The 19,139-nt window shown below is 74.7% G+C and carries 15 protein-coding genes and 1 pseudogene; 10 read left to right on the forward strand and 6 right to left on the reverse strand.

The window, feature by feature from the left end; genetic code table 11:
- Positions 1-77 precede the first annotated feature (77 nt).
- Positions 78-941: a siderophore-interacting protein gene (locus WN71_RS28550; RefSeq protein ID WP_046586312.1), complete on the reverse strand. Its 864-nt coding sequence runs from the start codon at positions 939-941 to the stop codon at positions 78-80.
- A gap of 133 nt (positions 942-1,074) precedes the next feature.
- Positions 1,075-1,995 (reverse strand): 5'-3' exonuclease, encoded by a 921-nt coding sequence (locus tag WN71_RS28555; RefSeq protein WP_046586313.1) that lies wholly within the window; start codon positions 1,993-1,995, stop codon positions 1,075-1,077.
- Positions 1,996-2,237: 242 nt separating this feature from the next.
- Between WN71_RS28555 and WN71_RS28560 the strand changes: the two genes are divergently transcribed.
- From WN71_RS28560 to WN71_RS28575, 4 genes are all read left to right on the forward strand, one after another.
- Positions 2,238-3,365 carry a quaternary amine ABC transporter ATP-binding protein gene (locus WN71_RS28560; protein ID WP_079178175.1) on the forward strand — a complete coding sequence of 376 codons (1,128 nt, stop codon included), beginning with the start codon at positions 2,238-2,240 and terminating at the stop codon, positions 3,363-3,365.
- Positions 3,358-5,169, forward strand: a complete 1,812-nt coding sequence (locus tag WN71_RS28565; protein WP_046586314.1) for an ABC transporter permease/substrate binding protein — start codon at positions 3,358-3,360, stop codon at positions 5,167-5,169. Before WN71_RS28560 ends, WN71_RS28565 begins: the two co-directional genes overlap by 8 nt.
- 419 nt (positions 5,170-5,588) lie before the next feature.
- Positions 5,589-6,158: a helix-turn-helix domain-containing protein gene (locus tag WN71_RS28570; protein WP_046586315.1), complete on the forward strand. Its 570-nt coding sequence runs from the start codon at positions 5,589-5,591 to the stop codon at positions 6,156-6,158.
- Between the two features lie 65 nt (positions 6,159-6,223).
- Positions 6,224-6,961, forward strand: a complete 738-nt coding sequence (locus WN71_RS28575) for a helical backbone metal receptor (protein ID WP_046586341.1) — start codon at positions 6,224-6,226, stop codon at positions 6,959-6,961.
- Here the strand turns inward: WN71_RS28575 and WN71_RS28580 are convergent.
- Positions 6,891-8,033, reverse strand: coding sequence for a TDT family transporter (locus WN71_RS28580; protein ID WP_046586316.1), 1,143 nt, complete (start codon positions 8,031-8,033; stop codon positions 6,891-6,893). The two genes, WN71_RS28575 and WN71_RS28580, sit on opposite strands and share 71 nt — an antisense overlap.
- A gap of 70 nt (positions 8,034-8,103) precedes the next feature.
- Between WN71_RS28580 and WN71_RS28585 the strand changes: the two genes are divergently transcribed.
- Positions 8,104-9,042, forward strand: a complete 939-nt coding sequence (locus WN71_RS28585; protein WP_046586317.1) for a LysR family transcriptional regulator — start codon at positions 8,104-8,106, stop codon at positions 9,040-9,042.
- A 480-nt stretch (positions 9,043-9,522) separates the two neighbouring features.
- On the opposite strand, the gene WN71_RS28590 is transcribed toward WN71_RS28585, so the two are convergent.
- Positions 9,523-10,215: a gamma-glutamyl-gamma-aminobutyrate hydrolase family protein gene (locus WN71_RS28590; protein WP_046586318.1), complete on the reverse strand. Its 693-nt coding sequence runs from the start codon at positions 10,213-10,215 to the stop codon at positions 9,523-9,525.
- 76 nt (positions 10,216-10,291) lie between these two features.
- Positions 10,292-11,026, reverse strand: coding sequence for a FadR/GntR family transcriptional regulator (locus WN71_RS28595; RefSeq protein WP_046586320.1), 735 nt, complete (start codon positions 11,024-11,026; stop codon positions 10,292-10,294).
- An 85-nt stretch (positions 11,027-11,111) separates the two neighbouring features.
- On the opposite strand from WN71_RS28595, the gene WN71_RS28600 reads away from it, so the two are divergent.
- From WN71_RS28600 to WN71_RS28615, 4 genes are all read left to right on the forward strand, one after another.
- The gene (locus WN71_RS28600) at positions 11,112-12,479 is read left to right on the forward strand and encodes a glutamine synthetase family protein (RefSeq protein ID WP_046586324.1); all 1,368 of its coding nucleotides are present in this window, start codon (positions 11,112-11,114) and stop codon (positions 12,477-12,479) included.
- 11 nt (positions 12,480-12,490) lie between these two features.
- Positions 12,491-13,891 carry an aldehyde dehydrogenase family protein gene (locus WN71_RS28605; RefSeq protein WP_420856537.1) on the forward strand — a complete coding sequence of 467 codons (1,401 nt, stop codon included), beginning with the start codon at positions 12,491-12,493 and terminating at the stop codon, positions 13,889-13,891.
- Entirely contained in the window at positions 13,888-14,676 is a 789-nt protein-coding gene (locus WN71_RS28610) for a 3-oxoacyl-ACP reductase (protein WP_046586326.1), read from the forward strand. The genes WN71_RS28605 and WN71_RS28610 overlap by 4 nt, the downstream gene beginning before the upstream one ends.
- An 81-nt stretch (positions 14,677-14,757) precedes the next feature.
- A complete protein-coding gene (locus WN71_RS28615) occupies positions 14,758-15,738 on the forward strand; it encodes a DUF2510 domain-containing protein (RefSeq protein WP_046586327.1) in 981 nt (326 codons plus the stop codon).
- Positions 15,739-15,783: 45 nt separating this feature from the next.
- On the opposite strand, the gene WN71_RS28620 is transcribed toward WN71_RS28615, so the two are convergent.
- Entirely contained in the window at positions 15,784-16,986 is a 1,203-nt protein-coding gene (locus WN71_RS28620; protein WP_046586329.1) for an amino acid deaminase/aldolase, read from the reverse strand.
- Between the two features lie 275 nt (positions 16,987-17,261).
- Between WN71_RS28620 and WN71_RS41130 the strand changes: the two are divergent.
- Positions 17,262-19,139 (forward strand): annotated as a pseudogene (locus WN71_RS41130) (hypothetical protein); the annotation flags it as partial.

Genomic DNA, 19,139 nt, shown 5'->3' on the forward strand with positions numbered 1-19,139 from the left:
GGCATGAGTGAGGGCGGCACCGCATCGGTGCCGCCCTCGTCGCCTCACACGGCGGGTGCCACGTCACACCGCGGGTGTCACGCGGCGGGCGCGTTGCCCTCCGGCTGCGCGCCGCCCTCCTGCTCGCGCTCGACGCGCGCGTTCCACTCCCGCTTCGACGCCTGCCAGCCGTCCTCGTTGTGGCCGAGCCGCCAGTAGCCGGAGATCGACAGGTCCTCGCGCGGGATGTCGCGCTCGACCCGCAGCAGCCGACGCAGTTCCTTCACGAAGGTCGCCTCGCCGTGCACGAACGCGTGCACCCGGCCCGCCGGGAACTCCAGCGCCGCTACGGCCTCCACCAGCAGCTCGCCGACCGGCCGGTCCCCGCGGTGCAGCCAGACCACCTCGACGTCGGAGTCGATCTTCTGCTCCTCCGCAGGGCCCTCGACCTCGATGAAGGCATGGGCGCGCGTCCCCTCGGGCAGTGCTTCCAGCGAGCGGGCGATCGCGGGGAGCGCGCTCTCGTCGCCGACGAGCAGATGCCAGTCCGCGTCCGTGTCGGGGGCGTAGGCGCCGCCGGGGCCCATGAAGTGGATGGTCTCGCCGGGCTGCACCCGCGCCGCCCAGGGGCCCGCCAGGCCCTCGTCGCCGTGCACCACGAAGTCGAGCGTCAGCTCGCGGTGTTCGGCGTCCCAGGCCCGCACGGTGTACGTCCGCGTCACCGGCCACTGCTCGCGCGGGAACTCCGCCCGGATGCGCTCCACGTCGAAGGGCTCGGGGTAGACGGCGCCCGGGGCGGGGAACAGCAGCTTCACGTAGTGGTCCGTGCAGGTGTCCGCCGCGAACGCGGTCAGCCCGTCCCCGCCGAGCACCACGCGCTGCATGTGCGGGCTCAGCCGCTGGGTGCGGACGACCTGTGCGGAATGAGGCTTCCGCGGCTTGCGTGCCGGACGTTCTGCCATGGCGGCCTCCCAGTGGTGCCTTGCTTAGGTTTGCCTAAGTTAGCATCCCCCGCTCTGTGAGAGGCAAGCACACATGGTGCATGTGCGAGAACTTTGATGACGCGCCGGGCGCGCTCGGCGGCCGGCACCGCGATCACGCGCCGAGCGTGCTCAGCAGCCGTTGCAGCGAGCTGCCGAGCCCCCAGCGCGCCGCGAGCTCCGTCAGGCCCGCCGGATCGCGCGGTGCGTGCGGCAGCCTGGTGTCCACCTGCGGCAGCGGCACGTCGGAGGCGACCCGCACCACCTTCGGCGCGACCGCGACATAGGGCCGCGCCTCGGTCAGCCGCTTGCGCTGCGACGGCGTGAGCTTCGCCTTCGGGTCGTCGACCGCGGCCATGATCCCGTCGAGGTCGCCGAACTCGGCGAGCAGCTTCGCCGCCGTCTTCTCGCCGATGCCGGGCACGCCCGGCAGGCCGTCGCTCGGGTCGCCGCGCAGCAGCGCCAGGTCCACGTAACCGCGGCCGTCGACGCCGTACTTCTCGCGGAGCGCCGCCTCGTCGGTCAGCTGGAGCGTGCCCACGCCCTTGATCGGGTACAGCACCCGGATCCCGCGCGCGTCGTCCACCAGTTGGTACAGATCCCGGTCGCCGGTGACGATGTCGACCGGGCCGCTCGCCCCGGCCGTGAACGTGCCGATCACGTCGTCCGCCTCGTAGCCCGGGACGCCCACGCGGGCGATGCCGACCGCGTCGAGGACCGCCTCGATCACGGGCACCTGCGGGGAGAGCGTGTCCGGCACCTCCTCCTCGTCCGGGCCGCTCGCGTGCTCCTCGGCGACCCGGTGCGCCTTGTAGGAGGGGATCAGGTCGACCCGCCACTGCGGGCGCCAGTCGGCGTCCATGCAGGCCACCAGCTCGTCCGGCCGGTGGTCCTTGACCAGGCGGTCGATGAACTCCAGCAGTCCGCGCACGGCGTTCACCGGCGTGCCGTCCGGGGCCTTCACGGACTCCGGGACGCCGAAGTAGGCGCGGAAGTAGAGCGAGGCGGTGTCGAGGAGCATCAGTCGTCCGGTCACGCTCGCATCATGCCGCACGGCACCGACAGTCACCCGGCACGGCGCTGACGGCCGCCCCGCACGGCACCGACAGTCACCCGGCACCGGGCTGACGGCCACCCCGCGCGACACCGACAGTCACCGGCCCGCGACGCAACCCCACTCGGATGTGACCTTGTGAAGTGGGCCACCCGCAGGTTTGCGCCTTGGGTCGAAGGGCAGGCGCGGGCTCTGTCCTTCGATGTCAAGACGAGAGGGTGAGCGTGTCCGCGAGCCTAGAGGCCGACCATCTGTTCAAGGTGTTCGGCAGACGACCCGAAGCCGCCGTCGACCGGCTGCGCCAGGGAGCCGACCGCAAGGAGCTGCGCGCCGAGGGGACCACCGCGGCCGTGATCGACGCGTCCTTCACCGTGGAAGCGGGCCGGATCTTCGTCGTCATGGGCCTGTCCGGCTCCGGCAAGTCGACCCTGCTGCGGATGCTCAACGGCCTGCTGGAGCCCACCGCCGGGCAGGTCCGCTTCGACGGCCGCGACCTCACCGCGCTCGACGAGCGCGAGCTGCGCGAGGTCCGCTCCCGCAAGATCAGCATGGTGTTCCAGCACTTCGCCCTGTTCCCGCACCGCAGCGTCCGCGACAACGCCGCGTACGGCCTGGAAGTGCAGGGCGTGCCCCGCGCCGAGCGCGAGCGCCGCGCCGACGAGGCGCTCGCCCTGTGCGGCCTGGCCGGCTGGGAGGACTCCTGGCCCGACGAGCTGTCCGGCGGCATGCAGCAGCGCGTGGGCCTCGCCCGCGCGCTCGCCACCGACGCCGACCTGCTGCTGATGGACGAGTCCTTCAGCGCGCTCGACCCGCTGATCCGCCGCGACATGCAGGACCAGCTGCTGGAACTCCAGCGGACCCTGAAGAAGACGATCGTGTTCATCACCCACGACCTCAACGAGGCCATGCGCCTGGGCGACCGCATCGCCGTCATGCGCGACGGGCGCATCGTGCAGAACGGCACCGCCGAGGACATCCTGCTGCGCCCCGCCGACGACTACGTCGCCTCCTTCACGCAGGACGTCGACCGCTCCCGCGTGCTGACCGCGGGCGCCGTCATGGACCCCGAGGTCCGCGGCGACGAGGCCGACTGCGGCTGCGAGACCGCCGCCCCGGACACCCCGGTCGCCGAGCTCTGCGCGATCAGCGCCCGCACCGGGCACCCCGTCGCCGTGCTCGACGGTGACGGCACCCTCGTGGGCGTCGTACCGCGCGGCCGTCTGGTCGCCTTCCTCGGCGACGAGCCGGACCGCCCGGCGGCCTGCGACGGCGCGCGGCGGGTGCCCGACGCGAGGCGGTCGCCCGACCGGGGACCGGCCGCGGACGCGAAGGAGGTGACCGCCCGTGCCTAGGCTCCACCTCGGCGACTGGGTCGACTCCGGCGTCAACTGGCTGGTCGCCCACATGTCCTGGCTGTTCGACGCGGTCCGCGCGGTCGTGGAGGGTATGTACGACGGCATCGACGCGGTCCTCACCGCCCCCGCCCCGCTGCTGCTGGCCGGCATCCTCGCGGTGCTCGCGTGGTGGCTGCGCGGCCTCGCCGCGGGCGTCCTCGCCTTCGCCGGGTTCGCCCTCATCGACTCCCTCGCCCTGTGGGACCAGGCGATGTCGACGCTCGCGCTGGTGCTCGTCGCCACCGTCGTCGCCCTCGCGATCTCCATCCCGCTCGGCATCCTCGCCGCCCGCTCCAAGGCGGTCAGCTCTGCCGTGCGGCCGGCCCTGGACCTGCTCCAGACCATGCCGTCGATGGTGCTGCTGATCCCGGCGATCCTCTTCTTCGGCCTCGGCACCGCGGCCGGAGTCGTCGCCACGCTCGTCTTCGCGCTCGCCCCGGGCGTGCGCATGACCGAGCTGGGCATCCGCCAGGTCGACGCCGAACTGGTCGAGGCCGCGGAGGCGTTCGGCACCCGGCCGCGCGACACCCTGCTCCGCGTCCAGCTGCCGCTCGCGCTGCCGACGATCATGGCGGGCGTCAACCAGGTCATCATGCTCGGCCTGTCGATGGTCGTCATCGCCGGCATGGTCGGCACCGGCGGACTCGGCGGCGCCGTCAACGAGGCCATCGGACAGCTCGACATCGGCTACGGCTTCGAGGCGGGCGTCGGCATCGTCGTCCTCGCGATCTACCTGGACCGCGTCACGAGCGCGCTCGGCACCCAGCTCTCCCCGCTCGGGCGCCGCGCCGCCGCCCGCGCCCCGCGGACCACGCTGACGTACCGCCCCCGGCCCGTGGTCGCCGCCGTCGGCGCGATCGTGCTGGCCCTCGTCGCGGGCGGCCTCGGCATCTTCGGCTCCTCCACCGGCACCGCCGCGGCCGCCAAGGACGACGTCGGCAAGGGCAAGGAGATCAAGATCGGCTACATCCCGTGGGACGAGGGCATCGCCTCCACCTACCTGTGGAAGGAGATCCTCGAGGAGCGCGGCTACAAGGTCACCACCACCCAGTACGCCGCCGGCCCGCTCTACACGGGCGTGGCCACCGGGCAGCTGGACTTCCAGACCGACGCGTGGCTGCCGACCACCCACGCCGAGTACTGGAAGAAGTACGGCAAGCAGCTCGACGACCTCGGCAGCTGGTACCAGCGCACCTCCCTGGAGCTGACCGTCCCGTCCTACGTGAAGGACGTCGACTCGCTCGCGGACCTCAAGGCGCACGCCTCCGAGTTCGGCGGCAAGATCGTCGGCATCGAGCCCAGCGCCGGAATGATGGGGCTGCTCAAGGACAAGGTCCTCAAGGAGTACGGCCTCGACGGCTCGTACCAGGTCGTCGACGGCTCGACGCCCGCGATGCTGGCCGAGCTCAAGCGGGACTACGCCAGGAAGCAGCCGGTCGTCGTCACGCTGTGGTCGCCGCACTGGGCGTACAGCGACTACAAGCTGAAGAAGCTGAAGGACCCCAAGGGCGCCTGGGGCAAGGGAGACGGCGTGCACACCGTCGCCCGCAAGGGCTTCGCCCAGGACGACCCGCAGGTCGCGAGCTGGCTGAAGCACTTCTCCATGACGGAGAAGCAGCTCACCGGCCTGGAGGCGCAGATCCAGAAGGCAGGCAAGGGACAGGAGCAGCAGGCCGTGAAGACCTGGCTCGGACAGCATCCCGGCCTCGTCGACACATGGGCACCCGTCGAACGGGGAAGCAAGGACCAGGCGGCCGGGTGACCTGACACTCCCGGACCGCCGCCCGAGGGGCGGGCCGTACCGTACGTCTCCTGACCGTGCGGCGCGGCCCGCCCCTCCTGGTTTCCCCGGACCGCCACGGGCGGGATCCGGACAACCACGCAGCGCTACGTCCCGCCCTGAGCCTGGCGGCCATGGTCGCGGATCACCTGCTGCGGGCCGCGGCGCCGCCGCTCACGCCCCCCGCGCGCCCGTCACCGGCGCCTACGCGCTCCGTCTGAGGCGGCCGCTCCGCTGGCGAGAACCGTGACGGTGACACCGGTGCCGTGTGACATCGATGTGACGGGCGCATGAAACGGTTTGCCGAACATGCGTAGGGTGCAGAGAACTCATCAGGAGCACTGCGCGCTCCGCACGGCACGCCGGCGGCGGACGGACGGGTGAAGGAGGGAACCGGGCCCATGGGCGACCACAAGGAACACCAGCCCCTTCGGGTGGGCGCTGCCGTGCGACGGCGGCGCCGGGCCCTGGAGCTCACCCTCGCGGCCGTCGCCGAACGCAGCGGCCTGTCCGTGCCCTTCCTCAGCCAGATCGAGAACGACAAGGCGCGCCCCAGCCGCAGCAGCCTGGAGAAGGTCGCCGACGCGCTGCGCACCACCGCCGTGGAGCTCCTCGCGGCGGCCGACCCGGCGTGCAGCGTCGACCTCGTGCGCGCCGACGGCACCGAGCCGGACTTCGAGCGCCGGGTCCGCTCCCTGGTCCGCGGCCACCACCAGCTGCACGCCTCCGAGTACACCGGCGACCACGACGAGGGCCGCGAGTTCCAGCACCGCAACGACGAGCTGATGTACGTCGCCGACGGCGCGGTCGAGGTCGAGGCGGAGGGCCGCGCGTACCGGCTCGGGCGGGGCGACACGCTGTATCTGACCGGCGGGGTGCGGCACCGCTGGCGGGCCACCGTGCCGGACACCCGGATCATCGTGGTGGCGGTCGCGGAGCACATCGAGGCGGTCCAGGACCGGTCGCGCTGATGCCCGCGGGCGGTGCGGGACGGCCCGCGCCGAGGCCCGCGGGCGGCGCGGGGCGGGTCGCGCCGGTGCGCGCGGTCAGCCTGGTGCCGTCGCTGACCGAGGCGGTGGCCGTGACCCTGCCCGGGGTGCTGGTCGGCGCCACCGACTGGTGCAGCCGCCCGCCGGAGCTGTCCGTCACCCGCGTCGGCGGCACCAAGAACCCCGCCGTCGAGCGGATCCGCGCCCTCCGTCCCGACCTGGTGATCGCCAACGAGGAGGAGAACCGCGCACCCGACCTCGCCGCCCTGCGCGACGCGGGCATCGAGGTGCTGCTGACGCGGGTGCGCGAGCTGCCGGAGGCGTTCACCGAACTCGACCGGGTGCTCACGGCGTGCGGCGCGCGCGGCCGCCCGCGCTGGCTGGACACGGCGCAGGCGGCCTGGGAGCGCCCCCCGGTCCTCGCACCGCGCGTGCGCGCCGTCGTGCCGGTGTGGCGCCGCCCGTGGATGGTGCTGGGCCGGGACACCTTCGCGGGCGACCTCCTGGCCCGCCTGGGTGTGGACCACGTCTTCCGCGACCATCCGGAGCGCTATCCGGCCGTGCCCCTGCCCGAGCTGCTCGCCGCCGCCCCCGGCCTGGTGGTGCTCCCGGACGAGCCCTACCGGTTCACGGCGGACGACGGCCCGGAGGCGTTCGACGGGCTGCCCTGCGCGCTGGTCGGCGGACGCCATCTGACCTGGTACGGCCCCTCGCTCAGCGAGGCACCACGGGTGCTGGGCGAGGCGCTGCGAGCAGCGCTCCGGCGGCCAGTCCCCGGGCGGTGAGCACGGACACCGTCGCCCACGCCGTGACCAGCACCGCGTACAGGGCGACCGCGAGCCACTCGAACGCGGCAAGACCGGTGTGCCGGGCGAGCGCCTCCGCGCCGGTGACGCAGGTGCCGACCGGGAAGGTGAACGCCCACCAGGTCATCGCGAACGTCATGCCCTGGCGCCGGGCCCGCACGACGTACGCGACGGCGAGGGCGAGCCACATCAGCGCGAAGCCGATCACCGGGACGCCGTAGAGCACGCCGAACACCGCGAGTCCGTGCGCGTACGGCTCCGGGACGACGCCCTCGGCGAAGTCCGCGAACTTGCCGGCCGCCGTGGTGGACTGCCCGAGCGGGCCGAGCACCAGGAACATCGTCGGGGCGAGCGCGAGGGGCAGCGGGCCGCCGGTGAGCAGCCGCCCGAACAGCACCGGCAGCATCACCAGCGTCGCGAGCAGGCTCATCCCGAACATCGCGACGCACGCCAGCAGCAGCGTCTCGCCGGGCTGGCCCGCCGGCAGATGCGGCACCAGCAGCGGGCCGAGCGCCGCGGACACCATGGGCGCGACCAGCGGCAGCAGCCACGTCGGGCTCGCCTGACCGGGCTCGATCCGATGCCGTACGGCCATCAGATACGGCACGGCGACGATGGCGGCGAGCCCGATCGCCGTGCCCGCGGTGAACAGCACCGCGTCCAGCGCGACCGCCGCCGGCGTTCCGATCCAGTCCGCCCCGACGACCACGGTGCCGCCGCCCACGGCCAGCAGGGCCATCGACAGGCAGCCGTAGAACGGGGCGACCGCCGGGTCCAGCAGATGGGCGCGGGCCTGGTCCCGGTGGTGGCGCCAGTGCAGCGCGCGGGCCGCGAGCAGCACCACGAGCAGCGCCAGCGACAGGGCCCACACCGCGGTGCAGGCGGTGCGCAGGCCCGGTACCTCGACCGGGAGGCCGGCGCCGGCCGTGGCGACGATGGCGGTGCCCATGACGGCGGCGTACCAGTTGGGCCCGAGATGGCGTACGGCGGTGACGACGGCGCCGGGCGGGCGCGCGGACGGCAGGGCGAGGGGCTGGGCTGCGGTGACCATGCGTCCACGGTCGCGCCGGCGTGGGGCGGCCACCAGGGAGCGCGTTCCTATGGCCACATAAACTGGGTTTATGAGCGGAGCGAGTGGCGGACAGGACCGTGGGGACCGGGGGAGCGGCGGGGCCCTGGCGCACCGGGTGCCGGACCTCGGGGCGCTGGAGCTGCTGCTGGCCGTGGCGCGGCTGGGCAGCCTCGGCGCGGCGGCGCGCGAGGTGGGCATCACCCAGCCCGCGGCCAGCAGCCGGATCCGCTCCATGGAACGGCAGCTGGGCGTGGCCCTGGTCGACCGGTCGCCGCGCGGCTCCCGGCTGACGGACGCGGGCGCGCTGGTGACGGACTGGGCGCGGCGGGTGGTGGAGGCGGCCGAGGCGTTCGACATCGGCGCGCAGGCGCTGCGGGACCGGCGGGACTCGCGGCTGCGGGTCGCGGCGAGCATGACGATCGCCGAGTACCTGCTGCCGGGCTGGCTGCTCGCGCTGCGCGCGCAGCGCCCCGACACGGCGGTGTCCCTGCTCGCCGGGAACTCTGCGGCGGTCGCCGAGCGGCTGCTGGCCGACGAGGCGGACCTCGGCTTCGTGGAGGGCCTGTCCGTGCCGCCGGGCCTGGACTTCGTGGTCATCGCCCACGACCACCTGATCGTGGTGACCTCCCCCGACCACCCCTGGGCCCGGCGCAGGCAGGCCCTGTCGCCGGACGAGCTGGCCGCGACGCCGCTGATCCTGCGGGAGAAGGGCTCGGGCACCCGGCAGGTCCTCGACGCGGCGCTCGGCGGCCTGGCCCGGCCCCTGATCGAGTTGTCGTCGACCACGGCGGTCAAGGCGTCGGCGGTGAGCGGTGCGGGGCCGGCGGTGCTGAGCGAGCTCGCGGTCGGCGAGGAGCTGTCGCTGCGGCGGCTGGTCCGGATTCCGGTCGAGAGCGTGTCGCTGGCGCGGGCCCTGCGAGCGGTCTGGCCCACGGGCCACCGCCCGACGGGCCCGGCCCGCGACCTCCTGACCTTGACGCGGGGCTGACCACGGGCCTGCGGCCGGGCTCTGTCCGTGGTGCCCCCGTGCGGGCGCGTCGTGGCCGGTCGCGCAGTTCCTCGCGCCCCTGAAGGGCGTGCCGTGGCGCCTCCGGTGCGGGCGCGTCGTGGCTTGTCGCGCAGTTCCTCGCGCCCCTGAAGGGCGTGCCATGGTGCCTCCGATGGGGGCGCGTCGTGGCTTGTCGCGCAGTTCCTCGCGCCCCTGAAGGGCGTGCCGTGGTGCCTCCGATGCGGGTGCGTCGTGGCTTGTCGCGCAGTTCCTCGCGCCCCTTGGGGGGCTTCGGCCAGGTGCTTTTAGGGGCGCGGGGAACTGCGCGCTCAGGTGCCACCGGGCCGCGGTCGGGCATTTTGCGGGTGTGTCGTGGCCGGTCGCGCAGTTTCCCGCGCCCCTTGAGGGGGGCTTCGGCCCGGCGTTTTCAGGGGCGCGGGGAACTGCGCGACCAGCCCCCACCGGGCCGCAGGTGTGGGGTCAGCGAGCCGACGCGGTCACCAGCGCTCGCATGACGCGGACGTCCTCGCCCATCTCCGGATGCCACTGGACCCCGAGGACCCAGCCGGCGGCGGCATCCGCCGGCTCCACGGCCTCGATCGTGCCGTCCGTCGCGTGGGCCGACGGGATCAGGCCCGCGCCGAGGCGGTCCACCGCCTGGTGGTGATAGGTCGGGACCACCGTCTCCTCCGGGACCACCGCCGCGTACCGGGTCCCCGGCACCGGCTTCACGGCGTGCCGCCCGAACGCCCCCTCGACCTCCGCGTGCCCGTCGACGTGCTGCACCAGCGTCCCGCCGAGCGCGACGTTCAGCAGCTGCATCCCCCGGCAGATCCCCAGCAGCGGCACCCGCGCCGCCGACGCCGCCTCGATCAGGGCGAGTTCCCACGCGTCCCGGGCGAGCGCGGGCGGCCCCGTGCGCGGGTCGCGCGCGGCGCCGTAGCGGGCCGGATCCACGTCCGGGCCGCCCGCGATCACCAGGCCGTCCAGCCGGGCCACGGCCGCCGCCGCGTGCTCGGGCGCGTCCGGCGGCAGCATCGCCGCCAGGCCGCCCGCGCGCTGCACCAGCCGCGGATACCCCGCAGGCAGCAGCGCCGCCTCCAGCTCCCACACCCTCCAGCGCGCGTCGGCCTCCAGATAGGTGCTGACGCCGATCAGCGGCCTTGCGGTCATCCCTCGCCCCTTCCCCACGTACGCCACGGCACGGCCAATGGACTCGGCCCGGACCTTTGCACCCTTCCCGGTGCGCTCACGCGAGGAACCCCCGCAGCAGGGCCGCCGTGCCCGCGCAGTGCTCGCGCATCATCTCCCGCGCCCCGTCCGCGTCCCCGTCCAGCACCGCCTCGACCAGCGCGGTGTGCTGGCGCTGCGAGTGCTCCAGGTTGCGCACCAGCAGCGGGATGCAGTCGAGCAGGTCGTTGACCGTCGCCCGGACCGCCGCGTACTGCGCCGTCAGCGTCGGCGAGCCGGCGAGCTCGGCGAGGGTGAGATGGAGCAGAGTGTCCAGACGCCGGTAGTCGGCCAGCGGCGCGTCGTGCGTGCGGGCCAGCGCCTCCCGCAGCCGCGCCGCCCGCTCGCCGCCCAGGCCGTGCGCGGCGCACAGCCCCGCCGCCCCCACCTCCAGGACCTCACGGAAGCGCAGCACGTCCTCGATGTCGACCGCCGCCACCCGGCGCCGCAGCTCGTCCTCGCCGCCGCCGTCGGCCCGCGGCAGCACGAACGTGCCGCCGTACCGGCCGCGCCGGGACTCCACCAGCCCCTGGTCCTGGAGCACCTTGAGCACCTCGCGCAGCGTCACCCGGCTGATCCCCAGCCGCTCCGCCAGCTCCCGCTCGGCCGGCAGCCGGTCGCCGCCCGGCACCAGCCCGAGCCGTACGACCTGGAGGATCTGTTCGAGGGCCTCCTCGAAGCCGTTGCCCGCCCGCACCGGCCGCAGCACCGGCGTCAGCCGGTCCTCCAGAGAGCCGTCCGTGTCCGGCGACATGAGGTCGCACCCCCTTCCCAAGCAATGGTTCGCGGCAATACCTTATGGCTCCCGGCTGGAGAAGGAAGCCGAAGGAGGCTCTCCCGTGGCAGACCGCACACCCCCGCTCGCCGTCGAGGAACTGCGCACCCTCGTCGCGAGCGGTGAGATCGACACTGTCGTCCTCGCCTTCCCCGACATGCAAGGCCGGCTCCAGGGCAAGCGGTTCGCCGCGAGATTCTTCCTCGACGAGGTCCTCCACCACGGCACCGAGGGCTGCAACTACCTGCTCGCCGTCGACGCCGACATGAACACCGTCGACGGCTACGCCATGTCCTCCTGGGACCGCGGCTACGGCGACTTCGCCATGCACCCCGACCTGTCCACGCTGCGCCGCCTGCCCTGGCACCCCGGCAGCGCGCTGCTCGTCGCCGACCTCGCCTGGAACGACGGCTCCCCGGTCGCCGCCGCGCCCCGCCAGATCCTCCGCCGCCAGCTCGCGCGCCTCGCCGACCTCGGCTACACCGCCCAGGTCGGCACCGAGCTGGAGTTCATCGTCTTCCGCGACACCTACGAGCAGGCCTGGGACGCGAACTACCGCGGCCTGACCCCGGCCAACCAGTACAACATCGACTACTCCGTCCTCGGCACCGGCCGCATCGAACCCCTGCTGCGCCGCATCCGCAACGACATGGCCGCCGCCGGCCTCACCGTCGAGTCCGCCAAGGGCGAGTGCAACCCCGGCCAGCACGAGATCGCCTTCCGCTACGACGAGGCCCTCGTCACCTGCGACCAGCACGCGATCTACAAGACCGGCGCCAAGGAGATCGCCGCCCAGGAAGGCGTGTCGCTGACCTTCATGGCGAAGTACAACGAGCGCGAGGGCAACTCCTGTCACATCCACCTCTCGCTCGCCGACGCCGACGGCAACAACGCCATGGCCGCCGTCGCCCGCCGGGACGGCATGTCCGACGTCATGCGCCACTTCCTCGCCGGACAACTCGCCGCGCTGCGCGAGTTCTCCCTCCTCTACGCCCCCAACATCAACTCCTACAAGCGGTTCCAGCCGGGCTCCTTCGCCCCGACCGCCGTCGCCTGGGGCCACGACAACCGCACCTGCGCGCTGCGCGTCGTGGGCCACGGCCGCTCCCTGCGCTTCGAGAACCGGCTGCCCGGCGGCGACGTCAACCCCCACCTCGCGGTCGCCGCCCTGGTCGCGGCCGGCCTGCACGGCATCGAGCAGAAGCTCGAACTGCCCGAGCCCTGCCCGGGAAACGCCTACACCGCCGCGTACGAGCACGTGCCCACCACCCTGCGCGAGGCCGCCGAACTCTGGGAGAACAGCGCCATCGCGCGGGCCGCTTTCGGGGACGAAGTCGTCGCCCACTACCGCAACATGGCGCGCGTCGAGCTCGACGCCTACGACGCCGCGGTCACCGACTGGGAGCTGCGCCGCTCCTTCGAACGCATGTGAAAGGGCACGCCTTGTCCGACCTGAACGACCAGCAAGTCCCGGCAGTGGGCGACGAGTTGACCGTCCTCAACCCCGCCACCGAAGAGGTCGTCGCCACCGTCCCCGCCGCCGACGCGCACGACGTGGACCGCGCCGTCGTACGGGCCGTCGCCGCCCAGCGCGCCTGGGCCGCCGCCGCACCCGCCGACCGGGCCCGGCTGCTGCGCCGCTTCGCCGACACCGTCGACGCGCACCTCGACGAACTCGCCCTGCTGGAGGTCCGCGAGGCCGGGCATCTGCTCGGCAACGCCCGCTGGGAGGCGGGCAACGCCCGCGACCTGCTGCTGTACGCGGCCGGCGGCGCCGAGCGCCTCCTCGGTGCGCAGATCCCCGTGCCCGGCGGCTGGGACGTCACCTTCCACGAACCCCTCGGCGTGGTCGGCGTGATCGCCCCCTGGAACTTCCCCATGCCCATCGCCGCCTGGGGCTCCTTCCCGGCGCTCGCGGCGGGCAACGCCGTCGTGCTCAAACCCGCCGAGACCACCCCCCTCACCGCCCTGCGCCTCGCCGAACTCGCCCTGGAGGCGGGCCTGCCCGAGCACCTCTTCCAGGTGCTCCCCGGCCACGGCGCGGTCACCGGACGCGCGCTCACCGACCACCCGGACATCGCGAAGATCGTGTTCACCGGGTCCACCCGCACCGGCCGTGAGGTCATGGCCCGCGCCGCCCGGCACATCAAGCCGGTCACCCTCGAACTCGGCGGCAAGAGCCCGAACATCGTCTTCGCGGACGCCGATCTCGCGGCGGCCGTCGACCCGTTCTCCTTCCTCGACAACTCCGGCCAGGACTGCTGTGCCCGCACCCGCATCCTCGTCCAGCAGACGGTCCTCGACGAGGTGCGCGACCTGCTCGCCGACGCGCTGGCCGCCGTGGTGGTGGGCGACCCGGCCGACGACAAGACCCAGATGGGCCCGCTGATCAGTCGTCAACAGCTGCACCGGGTCCGGGCGTTGGTGCCCGACGACGCCCCCGGGCTGCGCGGCGGCGCCCCCGACGGACCCGGCTTCTGGTTCCCGCCGACCGTGCTCACCGCCGAGCGCGCCGACTCCCCGGCCGCCCGCGAGGAGATCTTCGGCCCCGTCGCCGTCCTGCTGCCGTTCACCGACGAGCAGGACGCGATCCGCCTCGCCAACGACACCCCCTACGGCCTCGCCGGCTCCCTGTGGACCCGGGACCTCGGCCGCGCCCTGCGCGTCTCCCGCGCCGTCCGGGCCGGCAACCTGTCCGTCAACTCCCACTCCAGCGTGCGCTACTGGACCCCGTTCGGCGGGTTCAAGCAGTCCGGCGTCGGACGCGAACTGGGACCGGACGCCCTGACCGCCTTCACCGAGACCAAGAACGTCTTCATCAGCACGGAGGGCCCCGCACTGTGACCCAGGCACAGGAGAACATCTGCCGCCGCCTCGTCGGCCGCACCGCCGTCATCACCGGAGCCGGCAGCGGCATCGGCCTCGCCACCGCGCGCCGGCTCGCCGCCGAGGGCGCCCACGTCGTCTGCGGCGACATCGACGAGACCAGCGGCAAGGCCGTCGCCGACGACGTCGGCGGACTCTTCGTCAAGGTCGACGTCACCGACCCCGAGCAGGTCGAAGCGCTGTTCAAGAGCGCCTACGACACCTACGGCAGCGTCGACATCGCCTTCAACAACGCGGGCATCTCCCCGCCCGACGACGACTCCATCCTGGACACCGGCCTGGAGGCCTGGAAGCGCGTCCAGGAGGTCAACCTCACCTCCGTGTACCTGTGCTGCAAGGCGGCCATCCCCTACATGCGCCGCCAGGGCAGGGGGTCCGTCATCAACACGGCTTCCTTCGTGGCCCGGATGGGCGCCGCCACCTCCCAGATCTCCTACACCGCCTCCAAGGGCGGCGTGCTCGCCATGTCCCGCGAACTGGGGGTGCAGTTCGCCCGCGAGGGCATCCGCGTCAACGCCCTGTGCCCCGGACCGGTCAACACCCCGCTGCTCCAGGAGCTGTTCGCCAAGGACCCCGAGCGCGCCGCGCGCCGCCTGGTCCACATCCCCGTCGGCCGGTTCGCCGAGGCGGAGGAGATCGCCGCCGCCGTCGCCTTCCTCGCCAGCGACGACTCCTCCTTCGTCAACGCCACCGACTTCCTCGTCGACGGCGGGATCTCCGGCGCGTACGTCACCCCGCTGTAACCCGCCCCGGGGCGCCCCCCGTTCGGCACCCGCACCCCGTGTACGCGGCGCCGGGCCCGGTCCTACAGTGCCGGGGTGAGCATGACGACCCCGCCCGGCTGGTACCGCGATCCGGCGGCCGCCCACCAGGAGCGCTGGTGGGACGGCGCCGACTGGACCGAGCACCGGCGCACCCCGCAGGCGCCCTGGCAGCAGCCGCCTCCGGTGCCCGAGGGACCGGGCCGGGCCAAGGCCGTGGCGCTGGTGTCCGCCTGCGCCGTCCTGGTGGTCGCGATCGTCACCGGGGTGAGCGCCCTCGGCCAGGGCGGGCGCGCGCCGAACGGCGATCCGCGGGCCGACGGCGCGGGTTCGGCCCCGCCGACGGCGCCACCGTCCGCCACCCCCGCGCCCTCGGCCACACGCTCGTCCGCCCCGCCCAGGTCGCCGACCGCGCGGCCGTCGCCGCACTCCGCGTCGCCCGCGCCCGCCTCCCGCCCGCCGTCCCGGCCGACCTCCGGTCCGTCGCGCCCCACCGCGCCGCCGGGATCCCCCGCGCCCACGCCGTCGTACGTCGTGGACGAGCTGAACGGCATCACGCTGCCGCTGCTCCACGGCTGGGTCCCGGCGCAGGACGTGACGGAGCCGGACGCCGTCATGACCACCGACGGGGTCTACGACTGCCCCGGCGACCCGGGCCCGTGCCACCACGGCCTGGTGATCTCCCGGACCGCCACGGCGAGCGGCGCGACCTCCGTGCGGACGCTCGCCACCCAGGACGTCCCGGCCGCGGCCGAGGAGGCGTACGACCGCGACCCGCTCGGCCGGCGCCCCTACGGCGGGCTGGAGTCCCACCAGGTCGTCGCGAGCGGCCCGGTCACCGTCGCGGGCGCGGCCGGCTACTACGTGCGCTGGCGGATACGGACGGCCGACGGGCCGGGCGGCTACGTCCAGTCACTGGCGTTCCGGTCCCGGACGGGATCGCGGACGGCGGTCGTCGTCCGCTACGTGTTCGACGCGGGCCCGGACGGCCCGGCCCTGACGGAGATGGACCGCATCACGAAGGGGATACGGCCGACGGGCTGAGCCGGCCCCCCGGCCGGCGGGCCCCGTCAGGAGTGCCGCCGTCGGTCAGAGGAAGGTCAGACCCTCGCCCCGGTACGTCGGCACGGTCTCCGTGACCGCTTCGCCGCGCACCAGGTGCAGCACGTCGAACCGCTCGCACAGCTCGCCGGCCTTCGCGTGCCGGAACCACACCTTGTCGCCGATCAGCAGGTCGTCCGCGGGCGAGCCGAGCAGCGGGGTCTGCACCTCGCCGGGGCCCTCCTGGGGGTCGTAGCGCAGCCCCTCCGGAAGGTAGGGGACCGGCAGCCGGTCCGGGCCGGCCGCGCCGGACGCCGGGTAGCCGCCGCCGAGCACCGTCACCACGCCCACGCCGGGCCGCCGCACCACGGGCATGGCGAACAGGGCGGCCGGACGGCCGCTGAAGGACGTGTAGTTGTCGAACAGGCGCGGCACGTACAGACCGGAGCCGGCCGCGATCTCGGTGACCGCGTCCTCGGCGGCCGTGTGCTGCACGCTGCCCGTGCCGCCGCCGTTGACGAACTCCAGGTCGGGTGCCACGGCCCGGACCGCCCGCACCGCCTCGGCGCGCCGCTCGGCCAGCTCACGGCGGGCGGTGGCCTGCATCAGCCGGATCGCGCGCGAGCGCAGCGGGCGCCCGGCGACCGCGTCGCCGACCCCGGCGACATGGCCCTCGTACCCCATGATCCCGACCAGCCTGAAGCCCGGCCGCCGGGTCACCGCCCGCGCCAGCTCGGCGAGCTGGGCGGGGGAGTGCAGCGGGGAGCGCAGCGCGCCGACCCGCACCCGGCCGCCCAGCATCCGCAGCGAGGTGTCCAGCTCCAGACAGACCCGGATCACCTCACGGCCGCCGCCGCGGGCGCCCTCGATCAGATCGAGCTGGGCGACGTCGTCGACCATGACGGTGACGGCGGCGGCCAGCTTGGGGTCGCCGGCGAGTTCGGCGTAGGCCGCGCGGTCGGCCGAGGGATAGGCGAGCAGTACGTCGTCGAAGCCCGAGCGGGCCAGCCACAGGGACTCGGCGAGCGTGAAGGACATCAGGCCCGCGAAGCCGTCACGCGCGAGTACGCGTTCCAGCAGGGTCCGGCAGCGTACGGACTTGCTGGCGACGCGGATCGGCTTGCCGCCGGCGCGGCGGACGAGGTCGTCGGCGTTGGCCTCGAAGGCGTCCAGATCGACGATGGCGCAGGGCGCGTCGAGGTGGGCGGTGGCCCGGTCGTAACGGGCCCGGTCGGTGGAGCGCGCAGTCATGAACGAAGCCTGCCAGACAGGATTACCGCAGGGTAGAGGGACGTTCCGGGCAGATGCCTCGGCCTCGTGGACTGGTTCCCGTTCGAGCGCGGCCAACCCGTAGAGTGACGCGCACGTGCGGCGGATCGGCACCGGTCGAACGACCGCGTCCGGGATGGCGTCCCGTCCGCGCGGGTATGGCTGTGCCCGGGACGAACGCGTCCGCACCGGGCCGGGCGACAAGGACCACGCCCGAGGACGCGGAACGGCCCTGGGCACGAGGAAACGGGGGGTGCATGAGCACGGAAGCGCGACGCGCCCCGGTCCCTCCGCAGCCCCCGTCCGCCCCGCACGGACCCACCGCGGACCACGACCCGACGGCCCCGGTCGGCCCCGAGGCCGGCAACCCCTCGCCCTTCTTCGGCGGCGCGCCGGGCGCGAACGGCACGACGACCCCGGGCGACGCGTCCGGTGCGAACGGCACGAGGACTCCGGGCGGCGCACAGATCGCCAACGGCTCGGCGGGCGCGAACAATACGACGACTTCGAACGGTACGGCGGCCTCGAACGCCACGGCGGCCTCGAACGGCCCGGCGGCCTCGAACGGCCCGGCGGGCGCGAACGACGCGATGGCCTCGAACAACACGACGGCCTCGAACGGTACGGCGGGCGTGCACGGCCCGGCCGTCTCGCGGACGCAGGCCTCGGGCGGGCAGGACGCGCCCGCCGACCCCACGCGGAACGCTTACCCCCGCCGCTTCGACGCGTGGTCCCGGTCGGACGCGGCGCCGGGGGGCACCCCGGCCAACACCCCGGCTCGCGGCGGCGCGGCCCACGCGAAGCGGTCCGGCGCGGGAGCGGCCACCCCGCCCGCACGCCTCGAGGGCCCGGCACCCGCTCTCGGGCAGCAGCCGGTACGCCCCGAGGGCCTGGCGCCGGACGCCGGCCGGTCCGCGGCGGGCCCGCGGCAGCAGCTTCCGCGCGCCGAGACCCCCGCCCTGGGCACCACACAGCCCGCGCACCCGCAGGGACAGCGGCCGGGCGCCGAGGCGTCCGCCGCGAGCGCCATGCGGCCCGTACATCCGCAGGGCCGGCCCCCGCACGCCGAGGCCCCGGCCGCCGGGGCGAGTTGGGCGGATCTTGCCGCTGGTCGCCTTCCGGACGGCGCGGCCACCGGGCAGCCCGTGCCCCCGCAGGCACCGCGCGCCGACGCTCCGGCCGCCGGGGCGAGCTGGTCCGGGCTTGCCGCCGGTCGGCTTCCGGACCCCGCACCCACCGCGCAGCCCGTGCTCCCGCAGGGCCGGTCGCCGCGCGCCGAGGCGCCGGCCTCCGGCGTCGGCTGGTCCGAGCATGGTCCGGACCGGCTTCCGGGCGGCGAGGCGACCGCTTCGGGTGCCGTACCGCCCGCGCCGTCGCCGGGGCAGGCGCCGCGCCCCGACGCTCCCGCCGCCGGGGCGAGCAGGCCCGAGCGTGCCCCGGGTCGGTCTTCGGACGCCGCGTCCTCCGGTCAGCCTGTGCCGCCGCAGGGGCGTTCACCGCGCGCCGGGGTGTCCGCCTCGGGTGCCGTACCCCCCACGCCGTCGCCGGGGCAGGCGCCGCGTGCCGACGCTCCGGTCGGGGGGCTGAGCTGGTCCGACCGTGCGCCGGGACAGCTTCCGGGCGCCGAGGCCGTACGCGCCTCGGGCAGCGAAGAGTCCGGGCGCCCGCAGACGCCCGGTGCCGAGTCCTCGTCCCCGCGCATCGCGGAGTCCGGGCAGCCCGCGCGCCCGCAGGGCCCGACGCCGCGCGCCGAGGCCCCGGCCTCAGGCGCCGCCCAGCCCGGGTCCGCGTCCGGGAAACCCGCGTCCGCGCAGCCCGCGTCCGCGCAGCCCACGTTCGGGAAGCCCGGGTCCGTGCAGTCCGCGCCGGGCAAGCCCGCGACCTCGCCGCCCGCGCGACCGGAGGCGTCCGCCCCGTCCGCGCGACCGGAGGCCTCGGCTCCCGCGCGCCCCGCCGCAGGCGTCCCCGTGGCCCCCGGCGAGCGGGCGCCCGAGTCCGGGGCGCCCGCGTCCTCCACCGGTCCCACCCCGCCCCGCTTCCCCGGCCCCCGGCCCTTCGCGCCGCACGTCACGCAGCCGCCCCCGCCCGCGGCCTCCGCGCGGTTCCCGGACGCGCCGCCGGCCACCGGTCAGGAC

The organism is Streptomyces mangrovisoli (assembly GCF_000974985.2).
Lineage (GTDB): Bacteria > Actinomycetota > Actinomycetes > Streptomycetales > Streptomycetaceae > Streptomyces > Streptomyces mangrovisoli.